Below are 19,822 nucleotides of genomic sequence, written 5' to 3'. Positions count from 1 at the left end.
GCAACAATGACAGTTGGCGTCGATACCGATATCGAAACCAGACGGCGGGCGTGGCGCCCGCGGGTCATACCCATTATCGAATTTGCCGTCGTTGCCGCGGCAATCGCGATGGGCGTCGTGACCTATATCGTCATCCGCGCCAATAGCAGTTCACAACAGCTTCTGAGCCCCGGCGTCGCGGCGCTGCTGCTGCTCGGCGACCTGCTCCCCGTGGTGGCATTGCTGGTTCTGGTCGGCCGCCGCATCGCGAAACGCAGGGCAGCTAGGGCAAATGTCGCTGGCGATGGCCGGCTGCATGCGCGCCTCGTCGCGATCTTTTCACTGATCGCGAGCGTTCCGATCGTGCTGACCGTGATCGCCGCGTCGATCATGTTTCAGTCGGTCAACCAGTTCTGGGTGTCGAGCAGCGCGGAAAAGACGTTCGATTCGACGATTGCGCTTGTGACCGATGCGCGAAACCAGTTCATCCGCCGCTGGGTGCGAGAAGCCAAGGCGCAAGCCTATGACATTTCGAACAATCGGGACCTGTATCCGATCGGGTCGGAAAAGGGGCATGCCTATTTCATCAAGCAGACCTTTGCCCGCAACCTGTATCAGGCGGTGCTGTTTTCGACGGCGGACAAGGAAAGCCTCAACATCGTCGATGTCTGCGACCTGGAAGAGGTATGCTCCTGGCCCGGGAAGCAGGTCTTTTCGCAGCGCGTCACCCCGCAGGTCGTCAACTATGTCAGCAAACAGGGCAAGAGCTGGATCAACAGGACCCCGGATACGATCTGGGTCGTGACCCAGGTCCCCGACATGGACAATCTGTTTCTTTATGTCGGCACGAGCGTCGATGCGCCATTTCTTGCGCGCCAGCATCTCGCCGCGGCCGATCTGCGCAAGGATTATCAGGGGCTGATCCTTCGCTCGCGCGCGCTCCAGCTCAAATTCAACGCCGCCCTGTTCCTTGTCGCGGTGCTGATTATCGGACTGACGGTGTGGATCGCGCTTACCGTTGCCGATCGCCTCGTCCGGCCGATCAACGAGCTTGTCGGTGCGGCGCGGCAAGTCGCGGAGGGCGATCTTTCTGTTCGCGTGGCCGAGCCCGCTTCGCGCGACGAGGTCGGCACGCTTGGCGATGCATTCAACAGCATGACGAGCCGGCTTCAGGAACAGACGAACGCGCTGATATCGGCCAATTCGCAACTCGACCGCCGCCGCGCGCTGATCGAAGCGGTGGTATCGGGTGTGTCGGCAGGTGTCATTTCGATCGGCGCCGACCGCACGATCCAGCTCGCCAATGAATCGGCAGCCGCACTGCTCAATGCCGGCGGAGGCGACCCGGTCGGTCAGCCGCTGCATGCCATTTCGCCCGAACTCGACGCGCTGCTCGACAGCGATACGAGCGAAGCGATCATCCAGATCGCGCCCGATGGCGACCCCAAGACGCTGGCGGTCAAGATCACCAGCGATGCCGATGGCCGCGTCCTGACCTTTGACGATATTACCCAGCAGCTGCTCGACCAGCGCCGTGCCGCCTGGTCCGACGTCGCGCGCCGGATTGCGCACGAGATCAAGAACCCGCTGACGCCGATCCAGCTTGCCGCCGAACGGCTCCAGCGCCGGTATGGCAAGCAGATCGACGCGACCGACGGGACCTTCAACCGGCTGACCGACACGATCGTCCGTCAGGTGGGCGACCTGCGCCGGATGGTCGATGAATTTTCCTCCTTCGCGCGGATGCCGAAGCCTGTTTTCCGCGACGAGCAGCTTGTCGATATCGTTCGGCAACAGGTCTTCCTGCAGGAGGTCGCGCATACCGGCATCGACTTTTCCGTCGAGCATGACGAACCCGCGCCGCATCTGGTGTGCGACCGTCGGCAACTGGCACAGGCGCTCACCAATATCGTCAAGAACGCGGTCGAAGCCGTCGAGGCGCGCGAGGACCGCGAGGGACCCGGCGAGATCAAGGTCTGCATCCGCGACAATCCCGACGAAAATGAGGTGATGGTCGAGGTTGCGGACAACGGCATCGGATTGCCGGTGGAACGCGACCGGATCGTCGAGCCCTATATGACCACGCGCGCCCGGGGGACGGGGCTTGGCCTCGCGATCGTCAAGAAGATCGTCGAGGAACATTTTGGAACAATTAGCTTTTCCGACAGGCCTGAAGGCGGCACACTGGTCCGTCTGGTGTTCGACACCAGCCTGTTGGCGGGGCTGAGCGATGCAGGGGAGCGGGGGGATGCTCCGGGCGATGAGCGTCCGGCGGCGCTAACCAGAAACAGAAGCGGATCGATATGACACTGGATATTCTGGTCGTTGACGACGAACGCGACATTCGCGAGCTCGTGGCAGGCGTGCTCGACGATGAAGGGTATGAAACCCGCAGCGCCGCCGACAGCGATGCGGCGCTGGAGGCGATCGCATCGCGCCGGCCCTCGCTGGTACTGCTCGACGTATGGTTGCAAGGCTCGAAGCTCGACGGGCTCGAACTGCTCGACGAGATCAAACGGCGCGATTCCTCGATCCCCGTCCTCGTGATCTCCGGCCATGGCAATCTCGACACCGCGGTGGCCGCTATTCGACGCGGTGCGGCAGACTTTATCGAAAAGCCGTTCGAGGCCGAACGCCTGCTTTTGATGGTCGAACGCGCCACCGAGACCGAGCGCCTTCGCCGCGAGGTCGCTTCGCTGCGCGCGACGGCGGGGCGTGAAGAAGATCTGACGGGCAATTCGGCAGCAATCAACGGCGTCCGGGCGACGTTGAAGCGCGTGGCGCAAACCGGCAGCCGGGTGATGATTACCGGCGGGGCAGGGGTCGGCAAGGAGATCGCGGCCCGTCTGCTCCACGGGTGGAGCCAGCGCGCGCAGGGTCCGTTCATGGTCATCAGCGCAGCGCGGATGACGCCCGAACATGTCGAGGCCGAATTGTTCGGCGTCGAACGCGATGGCGACCTCGTCCAGCCCGGGATGCTCGAACAGGCGCACGGCGGCACGCTGTTCCTCGACGAGATCGCGGATATGCCTATCGCCACCCAGGCGCGGATATTGCGCGTGCTGACCGATCAGAGCTTTACGCGCGTCGGCGGACAGCGGGTGGTGAAGGTCGATGTTCGCGTGGTCTCGGCGACCGCGCGCGACCTGAATGCCGAAATTGCCGAGGGACGGTTTCGCGAAGACCTGTTCTACCGGTTGAACGTGGTGCCGGTCGCGATTCCCTCGCTCACCGAACGGCGCGAAGACATTCCGCCGCTCGTCGATCATTTCGCGGCCCATTACGCCGCAATTCGGCGCGTACCGACGCCCGAAATCTCACCCGATGCAATGGTTGCCCTGCAATCCTATGAATGGCCGGGCAATGTCCGCCAGCTTCGCAACGTGGTCGAACGCACGATCATCCTAGCGCCCGGAGACCGGATCGGCCGCATCGATGTCGATCTGCTGCCGTCCGAGGTGCTTGGTGGCCAGTCGGACGAGGACGGCATCGCGACGCCCGCGATCATGGGTGCGCCGCTGCGCGAGGCGCGCGAGACCTTCGAACGCGAATATCTGCGCGTGCAGATCCGCCGCTTTTCGGGAAACATCTCTCGCACCGCGAGCTTTATCGGCATGGAACGCTCGGCGCTGCACCGCAAGTTGAAGCTTCTGGGTATCAACGAATCGCGCGGCGATTGACCGGCGTTATGGACGCGGGCGTGTCGAATCCCTAGATTGCCCCCAACGCACCCAAGGAGGGTGCGGAAACCCCGACGCTGATTGCACAGCGCGCCGCGGCCAGCATGCCGCCAAGAACAAAGGCCCATCAATGCCCGAAAAACACAGCTCGCTTCAGGATCTGTTCCTCAACGCCCTGCGCCGTTCCAAAACCCCCGTGACGATGTTCCTCGTCAAGGGCGTGAAGTTGCAGGGAATCGTGACCTGGTTCGACAACTTCTCTGTTCTGCTGCGCCGCGATGGCCAGTCGCAGTTGATCTACAAGCACGCGATTTCGACGATCATGCCGTCGGGAGAGGGCGATTTCGACGAAATCATCGAAACGGTGTCGCAGCAACAGCCCAAAAATCCCTTGCTGCAGGAGATCTTCCTCAACGCCGTTCGCCGCGGAGAGGAAAGCGTGACGATGTTCCTGATCAACGGCGTCATGCTGCAAGGCTATATCGCCGCGTTCGACCTGTTCTGCATGCTGCTTCAGCGCGACGGCATGTCGCAGCTCGTCTACAAGCATGCGGTTTCGACCATCCAGCCCGCCAATCCGCTCGATCTGGCCGGCGAACAGGCTGCGATGGAAGGCGATTGAGTACCGGTTTCGAGCGCGACCGCAGCGAGTTCGCGCGCGGCGCCCGCGCCATTATCGTATTGCCCGATCTCGGCGGCTCGTCGCGTGATGCCGATGCGCGTCTCGACGAGACGGCCGGCCTTGCCGAGGCGATCGGCATATCGGTTATCGAGCGGCATCACTTCCGCGTGCGCCAGGCCAAGCCTGCGACGATGCTCGGCAGCGGTCAGGTTGATGCGCTGGCCGAGGCGGTGCGCGAGGGAGAGGCCGAACTCGTCATATTCGACGCGGCCTTGACCCCCGTTCAGCAACGCAACCTCGAAACCGCACTCGAATGCAAGGTGCTCGACCGCACCGGGCTTATTCTCGAGATATTCGGCGAGCGAGCGGCGACGGCGGAAGGGCGGCTTCAGGTTGAACTGGCGCATCTCGACTATCAGGCCGGACGCCTGGTCCGGAGCTGGACCCATCTCGAGCGTCAGCGCGGCGGCTTCGGCTTTCTCGGCGGTCCCGGCGAGACGCAGATCGAAGCCGACCGGCGCATGATCCGCGACCGCATGGCGCGACTGCGGCGCGAGCTCGATCAGGTCGCCAAGACACGGACGCTGCACCGCGAACGCCGCCAGCGCGCGCCGTGGCCGGTCATCGCGCTGGTCGGATATACCAATGCCGGGAAATCGACGCTTTTCAACCGCCTGACAGGGTCTGACGTCATGGCGGAGAACCTGCTCTTCGCCACGCTCGATCCGACCTTGCGGCAGGTGCCGATGCCCGGGACCGACAAGGCGATCCTGTCCGACACCGTTGGCTTCGTATCGGACCTGCCGACGCAGCTTGTCGCCGCGTTCAAGGCGACGCTCGAGGAGGTCGTCTCGGCCGATCTGCTGATCCATGTCCGCGATATCGCGCATCCCGATACCGACGCGCAGCGCGCCGATGTCGAGACGGTGCTCGAAGAGATCGGCGTGGCGTCGCCGGAGATAACGCCGCGCGTCGAAGCCTGGAACAAGGTCGACCTGCTCGACGAAGAACGGCGTGCAGCCGTTCTGGAAGAGGCCGCTCGGCGCGATGATGTCGTCGCCATTTCCGCGATGAGCGGGGAAGGGGTCGATGCGCTGACCGAGACGGTCGGGGCAAAACTCACCGCCGGGCACCGCCGCTACCACATCGCGCTACCGACCGCCGACGGCGCGGGCGCGGCATGGCTGCATGCCAATGGCGAAGTGCTCGACCAGTGGATCGAAGGCGAAACCGCCAATTATGATGTGCGCATGGCGCCGCGGGATTATGAGCGGTTCATTCGCCGCGACGCTTGACCGCCTGCCACAACGCCTCCTTGGCGTCGAGATCGAGAGCGGCGAAGCCTTCGCCGGCACTTTCCTCCATCGCGGCGAAACGGCGTTCGAACTTGTTGTTGGCACTGCGCAGCGCGACCTCGGGATCGACGCCGAGATGGCGTGCCCAGTTGACGACCGCGAACAACAGATCGCCAACTTCTTCCTCAATCTCCTGCGGCGGCGCAGCCTCGATTTCGGCAAGCTCTTCGTCGATCTTGGCACGCGCTCGGCTTGCATCAGGCCAGTCGAACCCGGTGCGGGCGGCACGTTTTTGAAGCTTCATTGCCCGGAGGAGCGCGGGCAGTCCGCGGGCAACGCCATCAAGCGCCCCCGACCGCGCCTTGGCCTGGCGTTCCTCGGCCTTGATTTGTTCCCATCCGGGCGAATGCAACGCATCGCCGAAGATGTGTGGATGACGGCGCACCATCTTGTCCGAAATCGCGTCGGAGACGTCGTTCAGATCGAACGCGCCGCGCTCCTCGGCAATCCGCGAATGAAAGACGACCTGGAGCAGCAGATCGCCGAGCTCGTCCTTCAGCTCGTCGAGATCGCCGCGTTCGATCGCGTCGGCGACCTCATAGGCTTCCTCGATCGTATATGGCGCAATCGTCGCGAAGGTCTGCTCGCGGTCCCATTCGCAGCCACGCTCGGGATCGCGCAGTCGCGCCATGATCGCGGTCAACCGTTCGATCATAGCGAGGGGGCCCTCCCAGGCGCATCCGTCAGTCCGATAATATACATTATGTTAAGTCCTATCCGAATTCGAGTCTTCGTCCTGCGATGTATCGGGCTCGAGGATCAGCACCCCCTTTTCAACGCGCCACGAGCCAAGCCGCGACAGGAAGTTCATCCCGATCACGTCAAGATTGCCGAAGTTCGGGGAAACCACCGCCTCCAGCTTGTCGGTTTCCAGGTTGCCGATCACGAGCGTGTCGATCGTCGCGCGCTTTGCGGTGATCGTGCCGTTCGCGGTGTTGAGCAAGACCGGAAAGCCGCCGCTTATGTCGACGCCCGCAGCCTGCGCCGTTTGCTGCGACAAGGCCGTGGTCGTCGCGCCGCTGTCGATCAGCATCCGCCGATGAACGCCATTGATTTCGACATCGGCCCAGAAATGCCCGTCAACCGACTGGCGAATGCGGGTGGTGCCGCCCGCGACGCTCTGATCGCCGAGCCCGATCCGCGCCGCCCAACCGCTGAGTTGCTCGCGGTGGTCGATCGCGACATAGGCGATCGTCCCGATGAACAGCCATCCGATCAGCGAGCGCAGCACCTGACCAAAGGTCAGCCGGCGCGCCGTCAAAGCGCTGAGCACGAGGACAAGCACCAGAATATACCATATTATTTCAGGTGCCTGCGGGTCATTCATGCGGTTAGTTCCAGGCCGTCATATCCGGGCTGCACGCCATCGGGCAGTTCTTTTGCCAGCGTCGCATAATCCATCGAATTGTCGAGGTGCATCAGCGCGGTTTTGCCCGGACGCAGCTCTGCCACCCACTTTACAACCTGCGCGAGATGCGGATGCGTCGGATGTGGTCGCCGGCGCAGCGCGTCGACCACCCATATGTCAGCGCCGTCATACAGCGCGCGCATTGCCGGCGTAAGCTCACTGAAATCCGTGGCATATGCGATTCTCTTGCCACCATGTTCTAACAGCAAACCGGTTGAAGTAATGTTACCATGGGGCTGATCGACCACGCTGATCGCGATATCGCCGATCGTCAGCCGGTCGGCAAGCAGGCACCCCTCGATCGTCGGACGATATCCATGCCCGCCGGAAAAGGCATAGCCGAATCGGCTCGTCAGGCGTTGCAGCGTATCGGGCCTCGCATAGCCGGGAACCGGTGCGCCGCGCGCGTGGAACACCTGCCGCAGATCATCGATACCGTGGGTGTGATCGGCATGGTCGTGGGTCCAGACGACCGCATCGACGGTCGCGACATCGGCTGCCAGCAACTGCTCGCGCATATCCGGGCTGGTATCGATCAGGATGCGCGTCGTATCGGTCGAGATGAGCATCGACGGGCGCGTGCGCCGGTTTTTCGGTTCGTGCGGGTCGCAATCGCCCCAGTCGTTGCCGATCCGCGGTACGCCAGACGACGTACCCGAACCCAGGATTCGGACCTTCACGCCGTCGTCTTCGCAAAGAGCCGATGAAAGTTTTCGCGGGTCCGTTCAGCGAGCATGTCAGGATCTTCGCCGCGCAATTCGGCCAGGAATCGGCAGGTATCGGCGACGAACGCTGGCTCGCCGGTCTTGCCGCGATGCGGAACGGGCGCGAGAAAGGGCGCATCGGTTTCGATCAACAGCCGGTCGATAGGAAGCGTCGCGGCCGTTTCCTGAAGGTCGCGCGCATTCTTGAACGTCACGATCCCCGAGATCGAGATGTACATGCCAAGGTCGAGCGCCTTGCGCGCGAAATCCGCGCTGGCGGTGAAACAGTGGATGACGCCGGGAAAAGCGCCCTTCCCCATTTCGTCGCTCAAAATCTCGGCGGTGTCCTCCTCGGCGTCGCGCGTATGGACGACGATTGGAAGCTGGGTTTCACGACATGCCGCCAGATGGCTGCGAAAACTCGATTTTTGCCGTTCGCGGTCGGAATGCTCGTAATAATAATCGAGCCCGCTTTCACCGATGCCGACCACACGGGGGTGCCCGGCGCGCTCGACCAGCTTCGCGGTATCGATATCGGGGTGCTTGTCGGCTTCGTGCGGATGAATGCCGACGGTCGCCCAGACATCGCGTTCGCGCTCGGCCGTTCCGACAACGGCGTCCCATTCGCTCTCGCGCGTGGCGATGTTGAGCATCGCCACAACGCCTGCACCGCGCGCATTGGCGAGAATTTCATCCTGCCGTTCGCCCAGGCCCTTATAGTTCAGATGACAATGACTGTCGGCCAGCTTCATGCCGGTGCGTCCTCGCTTTCCTCGATTGCCAGTCTCGGAAAGATGGGGGTCGGCGGAGCGATCTTGAACCCCGATGTCGCCAGTTGGTCGTACCAGTCTTCGGTTTCGAGGCTGGCATGATCGCGATCTGCGACGCCCAACTGATCGAGCATCTTTGCCGCCGAGGCCGGCACCACGGGTTCGATCGTGACGCCAAGATGGCGGATCGCACGCAGCAAGGTACCGAGAACGGCATGCATCCGCTCGGGATCGGTCTTGCGGAGCGCCCAGGGTGCCTGTGCGTCGATATACTGGTTGCAGGCGAAAACACCGGCCATCCACGCCTCGACCGCCTGTGACAGCGCCAGATCGTCGAACGCACGGCGAAAGGCCGCGCAGGAGCCGCGAACCTCCTCAAGCAGCGCGTTATCGGCGGGATTGCCCTTCCCCGGCTGCGGCAACTCGCCACCGAGATTTTTGGCGATGAAGCTGAGCGTGCGCTGTGCGAGATTGCCGAAGCTGTTCGACAGATCGGCATTCGCTCGCGTCACGATCGCCTCTGCGGAAAAGCTGCCATCCTGACCGAAGCTGATGTCGCGCATCAGGAAATAGCGCAGCGCATCGACGCCGTAGAGTTCGGCAAGCTGCATCGGATCGACGACATTGCCCGTCGATTTCGACATTTTCTCGCCGCGGTTGAGGACGAATCCATGCCCGAACACCTGATCGGGAAGCGGCAGCTTCGCCGACATCAGGAATGCCGGCCAATATACCGCGTGAAAGCGGACAATATCCTTGCCGATCAGGTGAAGATCGGCGGGCCACCATTTCGAAAACTCTTCGGGATCATTGGGATAACCGGCGCCGCTGATATAATTTGTCAGCGCATCGACCCAGACGTACATCACGTGGCCGGGGCTGTCGGGCACCGGTACGCCCCAGTCGAAGCTGGTCCGCGAAACCGACAGGTCGGTCAACCCGCCCTCTACGAAGCGAAGGATCTCGTTACGCCGGCTTTCGGGGCGGATGAAATCCGGGTTTGCCTTGTAATGGTCGAGCAGCGGCTGTTGATATTTCGACAGGCGGAAGAACCAGGTCTCCTCGGCAGTCCATTCGACGGGGGTGCCCTGCGGCGAGAGCTTGGTACCGTCCTCGCCCTCGATCAGTTCCTTTTCCTCGTAAAAGGCCTCGTCGCGGACCGAATACCATCCCTCATAACGGTCGAGGTAGAGATCGCCGGCATCGGCCATCGCGCGCCAGATCGCCTGACTGGCGGCATAGTGATCGGGTTCGACCGTGCGGATGAACCGATCGCAGGAAATGTTCAGGCCACTCGCCATCTGTTGGAAATATCGCGACATTTCATCGGCCAGCGCGCGAACCTCCATGCCACGATCACGCGCCGTCTGGACCATTTTCAGGCCATGTTCGTCGGTGCCCGTCTGGAAGCGGACATCGCGCCCCGCCTGGCGCTGAAAACGCGCGATCGCATCGGCGGCGATCATTTCATAGGCGTGCCCGATATGCGGGCGGCCATTGGGATAGTGGATCGCGGTGGTGATATAATAGGGATCGGCCATCGGCGTTTCCTAGGGCCTGCTCCCGGCCACGGCAATGGTCAGTGCGCGCGCGCCGGCATGTCCGCAAGTCGGGCGATCAGCCCCCCCATTTCGAACGCCGTCGCATTGGCGTCGAGCGACAATCGCGTCGCTGCGGCCGAAAGGTCGCGTGCCGCCGCATAGGCATCGAGCGCTTCGCGGAGCCGCTGGCCACTACGCCCACGCGCCCGTTCGGCGATGAACGAGGGGGCGCGCTCGAGAAATGCCTCGTAACGCGGTTGTGCCGATTTCGCGCCCAGCGTCGTGCCGAGCTTGGCGCGGATCGCATTGGTCGGATCGCCCCCCTGTGCCAACGCCTCCATCTCGCGTTCGAGAACCGCCAGGTCGAGACCGGCAAAGGCCAGTGCACGGCCCGGCGAGCCCTGCCCCGCGCGGACCAGTGCATCGATCTCCCCGGCGCTCGCATCGGGCAATGCGCGGCGGAGGATCGTCGCGATCGCTTCGTCGGCGACAGGATCGAACCGTAACAGGCGGCAGCGCGACCTGATGGTCGGGAGCAGTCGACCCGGTGCGTGGCTTATCAGCACGAAAATCGTCCCTGCCGGAGGCTCTTCGAGATTCTTGAGAAGCGCGTTGGCCGCTGAACGTTCGCAATCGTCGATCGCGTCGATGATGACCACGCGCCGCGACGAATGCGACGGACGCGTCGCGAACATCGGCTGCAGGGCGCGGATCTGTGCAATCGGAATGCTACGCGCAACATTCTGGTCGGGCTTTTCGGGGTCCTTGGGAAGCCGCCTGAGCACGCGGAAATCGGGGTGAGAGCCCGCCGCGATCTGCGATGCTATCGGGTGGTCGGGAAGCGGCGCGCCGCCATCGATCGGGACCGAGGGGTCGGCTGCGTTGACGAGCATGCGAATTGCGGCTTCGCGGGCGAAACTCGCTTTCCCGACGCCGGCCGGACCGGCAAACAGCCAGGCATGCGGCATCGATCCGCTCCGTGCCGACGCCAGAAACGTCGCCTGTGCGGCCTCGTTTCCGATGATTGACGTCATGGCAGCAGGTCCGACAGCGCGTCGATCAATCTTGCAGTCACCTGCTGCGGCGAACCGGTCGCGTCGATCCTGTGGACGCGGTCGGGTTCGGCATCGGCGATCCGGTCGAACGCCGCGCCTACCGCCTCGTGGAAAGAACCCTCTCGCGCGGCAAAACGATCGGCGCCGGCGCCGTCTCGCGCCGTCGCGCGCTCGGCGCCTTCGGCTTGCGGCACTTCAAGGAGAAAGGTTCGATCGGGAAGCAACCCCTTCGAGCCGAACGCATGAAGCGCGAGAATGGCAGAATCGTCGATTCCCTGGGCGCCCTGATACGCGCGGGTGCTGTCGATAAAACGGTCGCAGATCACCCATTCGCCCGCCTCGACAGCGGGACGGATGTGCTTTTCGACGTGATCGGCGCGCGCGGCGGCGAACAGCAGAGCCTCGGTATGCGCGCTCCAGCGTGTAACGCTGCCCTGCATCAGAAGGTCGCGGATCGCCTCCGCTCCCTCGCTGCCGCCGGGTTCGCGCGTGACGATGGCATCGACGCCGCGATCGCGCAGCGCTTCAGCGAGGCGGGTCGCCTGGGTGGATTTCCCGACGCCCTCCCCGCCTTCAAGCGAGATGAAGCGCCCGCTCAAGCGCCGAACAGCGAGAGGAAACCGGCCCAGGCGCGACCGAAAAAGCCGGCCTGATCGACATCCTTCTCCGCCACCAGCGGCATGGTCTGCGTCGGCAGGCCGGGCGACTGCACCACCAGGTCGGCGACATGCTGACCGGCCTTGATCGGGGCCTTGATCGGGCCGTTATAGACGATCTTCGCGTTCATGTCGGGCGTAACGCCGCTGGGAACGGTCATCGTCAGATCGCGCGGAGCGACGAGGCCGACCGTGCTCGAATCGCCCATCTGGACATCTGCATCGGCGACCTTGCGCCCCTTCGACACGAGCGGCTTCGCCTTCCACGCGCGAAAGCCCCAGTCCATGAAGCGCACCGATTCCTTGATACGCTGATTGAACGAGGTCAGCCCCGCCATGACCATGATGATGCGGCGGCCATTCTGTTCGGCCGACCCGGTAACGCCGTACCCGGCTTCTTCGGTGTGGCCAGTCTTCAGTCCGTCGGCGCCTTCGACCCGGCCGATCAGCGGATCGCGATTGGCCTGGGTGATCGGCTCGCCGCTCGCCGTCTTGCCCCAGGTGAAGCTCGGCTTGGCATAGAATTGCTTGTAGAGCTTCGGATAATTCTCGATCGTCGCCGCCGCCAGCTTGGAGAGATCGCGCGCCGTGACATAGGTGCGCCCTTCATCCGGCCAGCCGTTCGACGTGCCGAAATGGCTGTTGGTCATGCCCAGTTCCTTGGCATGCTGGTTCATCAGCGACGTGAACGCATCCTCGGTACCGGCAATTCCCTGCGCCAGCACGACGCACGCGTCATTCCCCGACACCGTGATGATCCCCGACAGAAGGTCGCTGACGCTGACCTGCTGATTGGGCGACAGGAACATGGTCGAACCGGCCTGCGGACCGTGCCAGCGCTGCCAGGTTTCGGGGCGGACGGTGAATTTCTGGTCGAGCTTCAGGTCCCCCTTCTTGATGAGGTCGAAGGCGACATAGACCGTCATCATCTTCGCGAGCGATGCGGGTGGCATCCGCTCATCGGGATTCTTCGAAAACAGCACCGCCCCCGAAGACATGTCCTTCATGAACGCAATCGGTGCAGGCGTCTGGAACGGCGGAACGGCCGCGGTCGTCGGTGCAGCGACCAGAGCTGCGAGAAGCGAGGCGGTAAGAAGCTTTTTCATCGAAGGTCCATGAGCTTGGGTGGGGGTAATCAGTCGTTGCGATATACGCGCGCATCGCCATAGCCGTGTCGCGCGATTTGAGCACGTTTTTGTTCGGCATCGGCCTTGCTGGCAAAGCCGCCGACGCGAATGCGGTACAGCCCGCCGCCCGCCTTTACATATCCGCCGAGCTTATCCGCCAGCGCCTTTGCCCGCGCCTCGTTCGAAAGCGCTGCGACCTGCACGTAATAGGGTCCGTTGGCGGAGGGCTTCGGTTCGGCTTTGCCGGGCTTGTCCTCTGCCTTCGCTGCGACCGGAGTCTTGGAAGGCGGCCTTGCCGTCTTGGGCGGTTTGCTGGCCGGCACGGCCACCGACTTTGGCGCGACCGGCTTGGCTGCAGCGGCGGCGGCCGGTTTGGCGGCTGCTGCCGGCAGCTTCTTGCGCAACGCCTTCAAGACCAGTTCGGGCGCGTCCATCCGCCGCGATGCGGGACCGCCGTTCGCCAGTGCCGCAATATCCTCTCCGGTCGGCGTCATCCGGCGAACGCGAACGGGAAGCCTGTCACCCGGCGTCAGCCCGAGCGTGCGCGCGGCTGCGGGCGACAGGTCGATCAGCGCACTGGTATCTGCCGGCCCCTTCCCTTCGATCTTGACGAGGATCGTGCGACCGCCGTTGAGTTCGGTGACCTCTGCGAAGCTGTCTGCCGGCAAGGTGCGGCTTGCCGCATAAACGCCGGTTTCGCCAAAGCCGGCGGCGTCCTTCGACGATATGGCATAGCCAACCTCGTCATAGCGGCGTTCGCCCGGAACGGCCTCCGAAGATCCATGGGGCGACTTGGGAGGCTCACCATTGGGATAGAATTTCGCGCCCGACGCAGTTTCGGCCTTTGCCGCGACCGCAGGCGGCGAATAGCTTGCACCCGCCTTCTGATCCGCCCGTGCCGTGCCCGCTCCGCAGATTGCGACCAGCGCAACCGCCAGCGTCGCAATACTCGCCTTATTTTTCCACCGCATCCGCAAGCAGCCCCACCGATAGTGCATAGAAATTCGAACAATTATAATCGAGGATGACCCGGTAATTGCCGGTCAGCAGATAGGCGGTCTTCCCCGGGCCGTCGGGTTCAAGCAGCGTCGCCTGAATATCGTCGTCGGGCCAGGTGCCGCGTTCGGGCACGATCCCCATCGCACGCCATTCGCGCATGGTCTGCCATTTGCTGTGGCGCTCGAACACGCGCGGGCAGCGCGGCGACACCGTCTTGTTGGCAAGCGCATCGACATCGATGCTTGATGGGACGCGAACCGGAATCCCCCAGGGCTGCCCCTTGCGCCATCCGGCATTCACGAAATAATTGGCGATCGAAGCCAGCGTGTCGGCATCGCTGTTCCAGATATCGGCGCGGCCGTCACCATCGCCGTCGCGCGCCAGCCGCAGATATACCGACGGCAGGAATTGCGGCCCGCCGGTCGCGCCGGCCCAGCTACCCTGAAGCGTATCGCGCGAGATGCCGCGATCCATCATCTTCAGCGTGTCGATGAATTCGCGCGAAAACAGCTCACGACGACGCCCTTCATAAGCAAGCGTGGCGAGCGAGCGCGGAAGGTCGAAACCACCGGTAATGGCGCCGTACGCCGTCTCGTTTCCCCAGATCGCCACCATGATCGATTCGGGCACACCGGTTTCACGCTCGATGCTCGCAAGCTTGGCGCGGTTGCGTTGATACGCCGCGCGGCCCAGGCGGATGCGCGCCGCATCGACGTGGCGTGCATAATAGGGCGCGAACATCGGAATAGGTGCGTTCGGATTGCTCCCCGGCTGATCGCGGTCGAGTTCGATCACGCGTTCGTTCATTGTCAGCGTGGGAAAGACCTTGTCGATCGTATGACGGCTGACCCCCGCGGCCAGCGCCTGCGATTTCAACGTGACAAGGTAATCCTGAAAGCCCTGTTCGGTTTGCGCGCATGCCGATGTACTGCACAACAGCCCCGCTCCAATGGCGGAAACGACCAGCGAGAAGCGGCGGGCGGAGGCAAATAACGCAAACATGGCCGATTCTTTGCCACAGCATGGCCGCCGCATGAAGCCCTCAATGCGCCTCTTGCACAAAAGTCGACGAACAGCGTAAGCGCATCGACTAGCGCGGAGAGGTGGCCGAGTGGTTTAAGGCAGCGGTCTTGAAAACCGCCGTGGGTTCACGCTCACCGTGGGTTCGAATCCCACCCTCTCCGCCAACCGCGCTCAGACAGCCAGCAAGTGATCCAGTTCCTGCGGATCGAGCGGCTCTTCGAACGCGCACCCGGCCAGGAAATCTCCCGCCCAGGCCACACGGGCGACGCGCGGGCCGATGCCTGGAAGCGTCAGCCAGATCAGCGCGTTTTCACGCATTGGCGAATAGGTCTGGATGCGGCAACCGTGCCGCGACAGGTCGACGACCTTGCAAAGCGTACGTGCCAGGCCGCCCCGGCCCAGCTTGGCGTCGAAGGAAACGCAGCTACGCTCCGAACGCCGCCGGGCTGGTGGCTCGGCGGGTTCGAATTCTGCGGCGAACTGAATGGGCTTCACGCTATCCAACATAGCGGTGAAGCTAGATCACGATGACTAACGGCGCGTTAATGAAACGCCCCGTCAGCCATGCCTTGCGAAGATTATTTCTTACCGAGCGAAAGTCCGCCGAAGCGCTTGTTGAAGCGCGCGACCTGACCGCCCTGATCGAGCAGACGCTGGTTGCCGCCGGTCCATGCCGGGTGCGAGGTCGGGTCAATGTCGAGCTGCAGCGTGTCGCCTTCGCTGCCCCAGGTGGAGCGCGTTTCGAACACGGTGCCGTCGGTCATCTGCACCTTGATCATGTGATAGTCGGGGTGCGTATCGGTCTTCATGATATGTCTCTTTCGTCATTTGGCTGGTTACCGACCAGCCGGACTGGAACGCGGCCCGATACAGGGCCGCGCCTACAATTGCAATATGATCCAGGCCGGTCAGGCCTTTGGCGGATCGGCGATCATCGCGGTGAAATTGGCCTGCGCCGCGACCTGTCCGTCGATCAGCGCGCGGCCGGCGAATTTGCACACGCTCGAGCGCTTCTGAACGAACTCGACCTCAAGCCGCAGCAACACGCCCGGTTCGACGGGCTTGCGGAACTTCGCCTCGTCGATCGCCATGAAATAGACGAGCTTGCCCGACCCGGCGAGGCCCAGCGATTCGACCGCGAGAACGCCTGCGGCCTGCGCCAGCGCCTCGACGATCAATACGCCGGGCATGATCGGCCTTCCCGGGAAATGTCCCTGGAAAAAGCCTTCATTCATCGTGACCGCCTTGATCGCCGCGATCGACCGGTCGGGGATCAACTCCTCGACCCGGTCGACCAGCAGCATCGGATACCGATGCGGCAACGCCGCCATCACGCGTCCGATGTCGAGCGGCCCGATGGCCTCCTTCTGCTCGCCTTCCTCGCTCATCGGCCGGTGGCGGGCGCCTGCTGCGCGGCCGGGGCTGCCGGCGCGTTCTGCTGCTGGCCCGGCTGCCAGTTGGCCGGCGGCTGGATGCTGACATTGCTGACCAGCGTGTTGAGCTGGGCAGTGATGTCGCTGGTCACATCGGCAGCCGGTGCCGCATAGATCGTGGCATCGGGACGCAGCAGGACCTGGATCTTCTTGGCGCCGATCACGGCCTGAACCGCCTTGGGATACTGGTTGCTGATCTGCTCCAGCGCATAGGCGCGCGCACGCTGTACCGGCTGCAGGATCTTGTTGACCTCTGCATTGGCAGCCTGCTCCTTCGACTGGATCGACTGAGCCTGGGTCTGCAGCGACGCCTGATTGGCATTGGGCTGCTGACGCGCGGCGTTGAACGATTTCACGAGCGGGTCGAGCTCCGCCTTGATGGCGTTGCTGCGGCTCTGCGCCTGGTCGATCTGTGCCTTGTACGTGGTCTGGATCTGTGCCGACGCGGTCTTCCAGGCGTTGCTGTCCTGGATCGCCTGCTGCGGATCGGCAACGGCAACGCCCGCCACCTGAGCCTGCGCCGGAGCGGCGGCGGCGATCGGGGCGAGAGCGGCCGCTGCGAACAGAAGGGTCTTGTTGAGTGCCATTAGAACTGTCTTCCTACGTTGAAAGTGAACAATTTGGTGTCGTCGCCGGGCTGGGTAAGAATTGCCTTGGCGATGTCGATACGCAGTGGACCGAAGGGCGAATTCCAGTCGGTGCCGATGCCGACCGAAATTCTCGGGCGCGCGCTGTCGCCCAGGAACCGCTCGTAATAGATGGTCGAATTGCTGAAGGCCGCGGTATTTGCCTCCGAACCGGTACAGGTTCCACCCGCCGTATCCGAATATCCGGCAGAACACGTAGTGAGTCGCGTGAGCGTATCCCCAGCGTCATTTTGATACGAATTGTAGAAGAGCGGGCTGCCGTCAGAGGCCGTAAGCCGCGGCGGCAAAAACGAAGGGGAGCCGTCCGCATTATTAAGCGGTACACCGTTGCTATCGGTGGCTTGCGTGTAGGCCGTGTTAAGCTGAGGCCGGGTAATGCCGAACAGTGCACCGACCTGCACGAAGATCGAAGGCCTCAGACCAAGTTCCTGCGCGCCCGAGCCGAGCGGAATCTCAAGCTCCGCCTTGCCAAGATAATAAGCCTTGCCGCCCAGGGCGTCGTCAATAATCTGTTTCCTGTCGGTAACGAGAGCCTGCGTACCACTGGCCACCGTGCCGGTATAGGGAACGCGCTGAATACGCGGACCGACACCGCGGATATCGAATCCGCGGAATTGCGGCTCGCCGAGGTAGAAGCGGTCGGTGATTCGAACCGGATCGACGCCCGGCCCCCGACTTCCCTCAAGCGAATGGATATAGCCGCCCTCGCCACTGAGCGAGAAGATGAAGCCGCTGCCGACATTCCAGTATTTGGAAGCGTTCAGGCGGCCGCGAAGATAGCGGACATCGCCGCCCAGCCCGGCGAAATCGACACCGGCGACGAAGCGCGTGCCCTTGGTCGGGCGCAGGTTGCTGTTGAGGCTGCTGTAAATCAGCGATGCGCCGAGTAGCGACGTCAGGCGATTGCCGATCGCGTCGCAGAGATAGCGTCCCGCCTTAAGCGGATCGCAAGTGTCGAGCGTCCCGTCGCCATTCGAATCCTTATAAAAGGAGTTCTTGTCGAGCGTAACGTCGTCCACCGACAGGCTGTAACGGCCCGACAGCGTCCAATATTCGGTCAGCGGCAAACCGGTCGAAATCTGGAAACCTGTCTGAACCTGCGAATAGGTCGTGTTGCGGTTCTGACCGATATAGTTGAACGAGTTGTAGTCGCGTCGGAAGATCGTCGCCCCCAGCGCGATCGGCTTGTCGAACAGATATGGCTCGGTAAAGCCGAGCTCGGCCGACTTTGAATAGGACGAATAGTTGACCTGCGCATGCGCATCCTGGCCCATGCCGCGGAAGTTGCGCTGCCGGATCGCCGCCTGCACGAGGAAACGTTCAAGACTCGAGAAACCGGCCGAAAGCGAGAGCTCGCCCGTCGACTTTTCTTCGACATTGGCATTCAGGTCGATGCGATCGTCGCTCGAACCCTGCTTGCGGTCGATCTCGAACTTGTCCTGGAAATACCCCAGCGAATTGATGCGGTCTTCCGAGCGCTTGATGAGGAACGAGTTGAACGCGTCACCCTCGGCCACGCGCATTTCGCGGCGGATGACCTTGTCCTTGGTCTGCGTATTGCCGGTGATGTTGATCCGCTCGACATAGGTGCGCTTCGCTTCCGCGATGTTGAACGTCACATCCATCGTGTGATTTTCGCGATCGGGCTGGAATTCCGGGCGGACATCGGCGAAAGCGTATCCCGCAAAGCCGGCGGTCTGGCTCAACTGGTCGACCGCATCCTCGACTTGCTTCGCATTGTACCAGTCGCCCTTCTTGAACGGCAGCGCCTGGGCGAGCTTCTTGTCGTCGAAGTCGCGGATACCGCTGTCGACCGACACATCACCGAATTTATAGCGGTCGCCTTCTTCGACGACATAGGTGATGATGAAGTCGCGCTTGTCGGGGGTCAGTTCGGCGACCGCTGACGTCACGCGAAAATCGGCATAGCCCTGCGTCAGATAGAATTGCCGCATCTTCTGCTGGTCATACGCCATGCGGTCCTGATCGTAGCTCGTGTTCGAGCTGAAGATGCGGAACCAGCGCGCCTGCTTGGTCGCCATTTCGCCGCGCAGCTTGTCATCCGAAAACTTCTCGTTTCCGATGATGTTGATCTGGCGAACCTTCGACTTCGGCCCTTCGTGGATTTCGAAGATCACGTCGACGCGGTTCTGGTCGAGCTTAACCATCTGCGGGTCGACGGTCGCGGCGAACCGACCCTGGCGCCGGTACAGCTCGATGATCCGCGCGACATCAGCCCGCACTGCGGTGCGTGTGAAGATCTGCCGCGGCGCGAGCTTAATCTCCTTGGTGATCTTGTCGTCCTTCAGGCGCTTGTTGCCCTCCAGGATGACGCGGTTGATGACCGGATTTTCCTTGATGTGGATGACCAGGTCACCGGTCTCCACGCCCGAGATCGACACGTCAGCCAGAAAGTCGCTGGCCAGCAGGTCCTTGATCGCCTGGTCGACGGTCGCGTTGGTGTAGGTCTCGCCAACGCGCAGCTTGGTATAGGAAAGGATCGTCGCCGGTTCGATACGCTGCGAACCCTCGACGCGAAGCGACTTGATGACGCGTTCCTGTTCCTGCGGAACGAGCGGGATTGCCTGCTGCGGTGCGGCCTGTCCCGGCGTTGCCGGGGCCGACGGCTGAGACTGGGCAGCCGGCTGCTGGCCGGTCGGCTGACCTTGCTGCGCGGTCGCATCCTGCGCGTGCGCAATGCCGATGCCCGAAAGCATCGTGCAAGCCAAGGTAAGCGCCTTTGCGCCCGTGCTCAATTTCGAAGACTTGTTCGCCGTCACATCCCACCCCAGTCGGAGAAAATCATTGCCCATCGGCATGCGT

The 19,822-nt window shown here is 62.8% G+C and carries 19 protein-coding genes and 1 tRNA gene; 5 read left to right on the top strand and 15 right to left on the bottom strand.

What is annotated here, in order from left to right; genetic code table 11:
* Positions 1–6 precede the first annotated feature (6 nt).
* Genes J7S20_RS03650 through hflX form a run of 4 tightly spaced genes read left to right on the top strand, consistent with a single transcriptional unit; the run spans position 7 to position 5,576 of the window.
* The gene (locus J7S20_RS03650; RefSeq protein ID WP_284052865.1) at positions 7–2,286 is read left to right on the top strand and encodes a sensor histidine kinase NtrY-like; all 2,280 of its coding nucleotides are present in this window, start codon (positions 7–9) and stop codon (positions 2,284–2,286) included.
* Positions 2,283–3,659 (top strand): nitrogen assimilation response regulator NtrX, encoded by a 1,377-nt coding sequence (gene ntrX / locus J7S20_RS03645; protein WP_284052864.1) that lies wholly within the window; start codon positions 2,283–2,285, stop codon positions 3,657–3,659. Before J7S20_RS03650 ends, ntrX begins: the two co-directional genes overlap by 4 nt.
* On the top strand, positions 3,655–4,281 hold the full coding sequence (gene hfq / locus J7S20_RS03640) for an RNA chaperone Hfq (RefSeq protein ID WP_284053391.1): 627 nt from the start codon (positions 3,655–3,657) through the stop codon (positions 4,279–4,281). The genes ntrX and hfq overlap by 5 nt, the downstream gene beginning before the upstream one ends.
* Complete coding sequence (gene hflX, locus J7S20_RS03635; RefSeq protein WP_284052863.1) at positions 4,278–5,576, top strand: GTPase HflX; 1,299 nt, start codon at positions 4,278–4,280, stop codon at positions 5,574–5,576. Before hfq ends, hflX begins: the two co-directional genes overlap by 4 nt.
* Here hflX and mazG read toward each other — a convergent pair.
* Genes mazG through J7S20_RS03585 form a run of 10 tightly spaced genes read right to left on the bottom strand, consistent with a single transcriptional unit; the run spans position 5,557 to position 14,898 of the window.
* Positions 5,557–6,291 (bottom strand): nucleoside triphosphate pyrophosphohydrolase, encoded by a 735-nt coding sequence (mazG, locus tag J7S20_RS03630; RefSeq protein ID WP_284052862.1) that lies wholly within the window; start codon positions 6,289–6,291, stop codon positions 5,557–5,559. The two genes, hflX and mazG, sit on opposite strands and share 20 nt — an antisense overlap.
* Positions 6,292–6,342: 51 nt before the next feature.
* A complete protein-coding gene (locus tag J7S20_RS03625) occupies positions 6,343–6,963 on the bottom strand; it encodes a retropepsin-like aspartic protease family protein (protein WP_284052861.1) in 621 nt (206 codons plus the stop codon).
* Complete coding sequence (locus J7S20_RS03620) at positions 6,960–7,724, bottom strand: MBL fold metallo-hydrolase (RefSeq protein ID WP_284052860.1); 765 nt, start codon at positions 7,722–7,724, stop codon at positions 6,960–6,962. Before J7S20_RS03620 ends, J7S20_RS03625 begins: the two co-directional genes overlap by 4 nt.
* Positions 7,721–8,500 (bottom strand): TatD family hydrolase, encoded by a 780-nt coding sequence (locus J7S20_RS03615; protein ID WP_284052859.1) that lies wholly within the window; start codon positions 8,498–8,500, stop codon positions 7,721–7,723. The genes J7S20_RS03620 and J7S20_RS03615 overlap by 4 nt, the downstream gene beginning before the upstream one ends.
* Positions 8,497–10,059 carry a methionine--tRNA ligase gene (metG, locus tag J7S20_RS03610; protein ID WP_284052858.1) on the bottom strand — a complete coding sequence of 521 codons (1,563 nt, stop codon included), beginning with the start codon at positions 10,057–10,059 and terminating at the stop codon, positions 8,497–8,499. Before metG ends, J7S20_RS03615 begins: the two co-directional genes overlap by 4 nt.
* Before the next feature lie 38 nt (positions 10,060–10,097).
* Complete coding sequence (locus J7S20_RS03605; RefSeq protein WP_284052857.1) at positions 10,098–11,093, bottom strand: AAA family ATPase; 996 nt, start codon at positions 11,091–11,093, stop codon at positions 10,098–10,100.
* On the bottom strand, positions 11,090–11,713 hold the full coding sequence (gene tmk, locus J7S20_RS03600; RefSeq protein ID WP_284052856.1) for a dTMP kinase: 624 nt from the start codon (positions 11,711–11,713) through the stop codon (positions 11,090–11,092). The genes J7S20_RS03605 and tmk overlap by 4 nt, the downstream gene beginning before the upstream one ends.
* The gene (locus J7S20_RS03595) at positions 11,710–12,876 is read right to left on the bottom strand and encodes a D-alanyl-D-alanine carboxypeptidase family protein (RefSeq protein WP_284052855.1); all 1,167 of its coding nucleotides are present in this window, start codon (positions 12,874–12,876) and stop codon (positions 11,710–11,712) included. Before J7S20_RS03595 ends, tmk begins: the two co-directional genes overlap by 4 nt.
* A gap of 29 nt (positions 12,877–12,905) precedes the next feature.
* A complete protein-coding gene (locus J7S20_RS03590) occupies positions 12,906–13,868 on the bottom strand; it encodes an SPOR domain-containing protein (RefSeq protein ID WP_284052854.1) in 963 nt (320 codons plus the stop codon).
* Positions 13,852–14,898 (bottom strand): lytic murein transglycosylase, encoded by a 1,047-nt coding sequence (locus J7S20_RS03585; RefSeq protein ID WP_284052853.1) that lies wholly within the window; start codon positions 14,896–14,898, stop codon positions 13,852–13,854. The genes J7S20_RS03590 and J7S20_RS03585 overlap by 17 nt, the downstream gene beginning before the upstream one ends.
* 95 nt (positions 14,899–14,993) lie before the next feature.
* On the opposite strand from J7S20_RS03585, the gene J7S20_RS03580 reads away from it, so the two are divergent.
* Positions 14,994–15,083, top strand: a tRNA-Ser gene (locus J7S20_RS03580).
* Positions 15,084–15,090: 7 nt separating this feature from the next.
* On the opposite strand, the gene J7S20_RS03575 is transcribed toward J7S20_RS03580, so the two are convergent.
* From J7S20_RS03575 to bamA, 5 genes are all read right to left on the bottom strand, one after another.
* Positions 15,091–15,414: a PilZ domain-containing protein gene (locus J7S20_RS03575; protein WP_284052852.1), complete on the bottom strand. Its 324-nt coding sequence runs from the start codon at positions 15,412–15,414 to the stop codon at positions 15,091–15,093.
* 83 nt (positions 15,415–15,497) lie between these two features.
* Positions 15,498–15,728, bottom strand: coding sequence for a 50S ribosomal protein L31 (gene rpmE, locus J7S20_RS03570; RefSeq protein WP_284052851.1), 231 nt, complete (start codon positions 15,726–15,728; stop codon positions 15,498–15,500).
* 99 nt (positions 15,729–15,827) lie between these two features.
* Positions 15,828–16,307 (bottom strand): 3-hydroxyacyl-ACP dehydratase FabZ, encoded by a 480-nt coding sequence (gene fabZ / locus J7S20_RS03565; RefSeq protein ID WP_284052850.1) that lies wholly within the window; start codon positions 16,305–16,307, stop codon positions 15,828–15,830.
* Positions 16,304–16,939, bottom strand: a complete 636-nt coding sequence (locus J7S20_RS03560; protein ID WP_284052849.1) for an OmpH family outer membrane protein — start codon at positions 16,937–16,939, stop codon at positions 16,304–16,306. The genes fabZ and J7S20_RS03560 overlap by 4 nt, the downstream gene beginning before the upstream one ends.
* Complete coding sequence (gene bamA / locus J7S20_RS03555; protein ID WP_284053390.1) at positions 16,939–19,812, bottom strand: outer membrane protein assembly factor BamA; 2,874 nt, start codon at positions 19,810–19,812, stop codon at positions 16,939–16,941. Before bamA ends, J7S20_RS03560 begins: the two co-directional genes overlap by 1 nt.
* Between the last annotated feature and the right edge of the window lie 10 nt (positions 19,813–19,822).

The sequence above is a fragment of the Stakelama marina genome, assembly GCF_018122655.1.
Lineage (GTDB): Bacteria > Pseudomonadota > Alphaproteobacteria > Sphingomonadales > Sphingomonadaceae > Sphingomonas > Sphingomonas marina.
Note: the sequence above shows the minus strand (reverse complement) of the source record. Positions and strands in the feature narration are given on the sequence as shown.

Excerpts from the sequence above, each read along its gene's own strand:
- J7S20_RS03590 (WP_284052854.1), bottom strand. The coding sequence starts at position 13,868 with ATGCGGTGGAAAAATAAGGCGAGTATTGCGACGCTGGCGGTTGCGCTG.
- fabZ (WP_284052850.1), bottom strand. The coding sequence starts at position 16,307 with ATGAGCGAGGAAGGCGAGCAGAAGGAGGCCATCGGGCCGCTCGACATC.
- J7S20_RS03605 (WP_284052857.1), bottom strand. The coding sequence starts at position 11,093 with ATGACGTCAATCATCGGAAACGAGGCCGCACAGGCGACGTTTCTGGCG.
- mazG (WP_284052862.1), bottom strand. The coding sequence starts at position 6,291 with ATGATCGAACGGTTGACCGCGATCATGGCGCGACTGCGCGATCCCGAG.
- ntrX (WP_284052864.1), top strand. The coding sequence starts at position 2,283 with ATGACACTGGATATTCTGGTCGTTGACGACGAACGCGACATTCGCGAG.
- metG (WP_284052858.1), bottom strand. The coding sequence starts at position 10,059 with ATGGCCGATCCCTATTATATCACCACCGCGATCCACTATCCCAATGGC.
- bamA (WP_284053390.1), bottom strand. The coding sequence starts at position 19,812 with ATGGGCAATGATTTTCTCCGACTGGGGTGGGATGTGACGGCGAACAAG.
- J7S20_RS03650 (WP_284052865.1), top strand. The coding sequence starts at position 7 with ATGACAGTTGGCGTCGATACCGATATCGAAACCAGACGGCGGGCGTGG.
- J7S20_RS03595 (WP_284052855.1), bottom strand. The coding sequence starts at position 12,876 with ATGAAAAAGCTTCTTACCGCCTCGCTTCTCGCAGCTCTGGTCGCTGCA.
- J7S20_RS03585 (WP_284052853.1), bottom strand. The coding sequence starts at position 14,898 with ATGTTTGCGTTATTTGCCTCCGCCCGCCGCTTCTCGCTGGTCGTTTCC.
- rpmE (WP_284052851.1), bottom strand. The coding sequence starts at position 15,728 with ATGAAGACCGATACGCACCCCGACTATCACATGATCAAGGTGCAGATG.
- J7S20_RS03625 (WP_284052861.1), bottom strand. The coding sequence starts at position 6,963 with ATGAATGACCCGCAGGCACCTGAAATAATATGGTATATTCTGGTGCTT.
- J7S20_RS03615 (WP_284052859.1), bottom strand. The coding sequence starts at position 8,500 with ATGAAGCTGGCCGACAGTCATTGTCATCTGAACTATAAGGGCCTGGGC.
- J7S20_RS03560 (WP_284052849.1), bottom strand. The coding sequence starts at position 16,939 with ATGGCACTCAACAAGACCCTTCTGTTCGCAGCGGCCGCTCTCGCCCCG.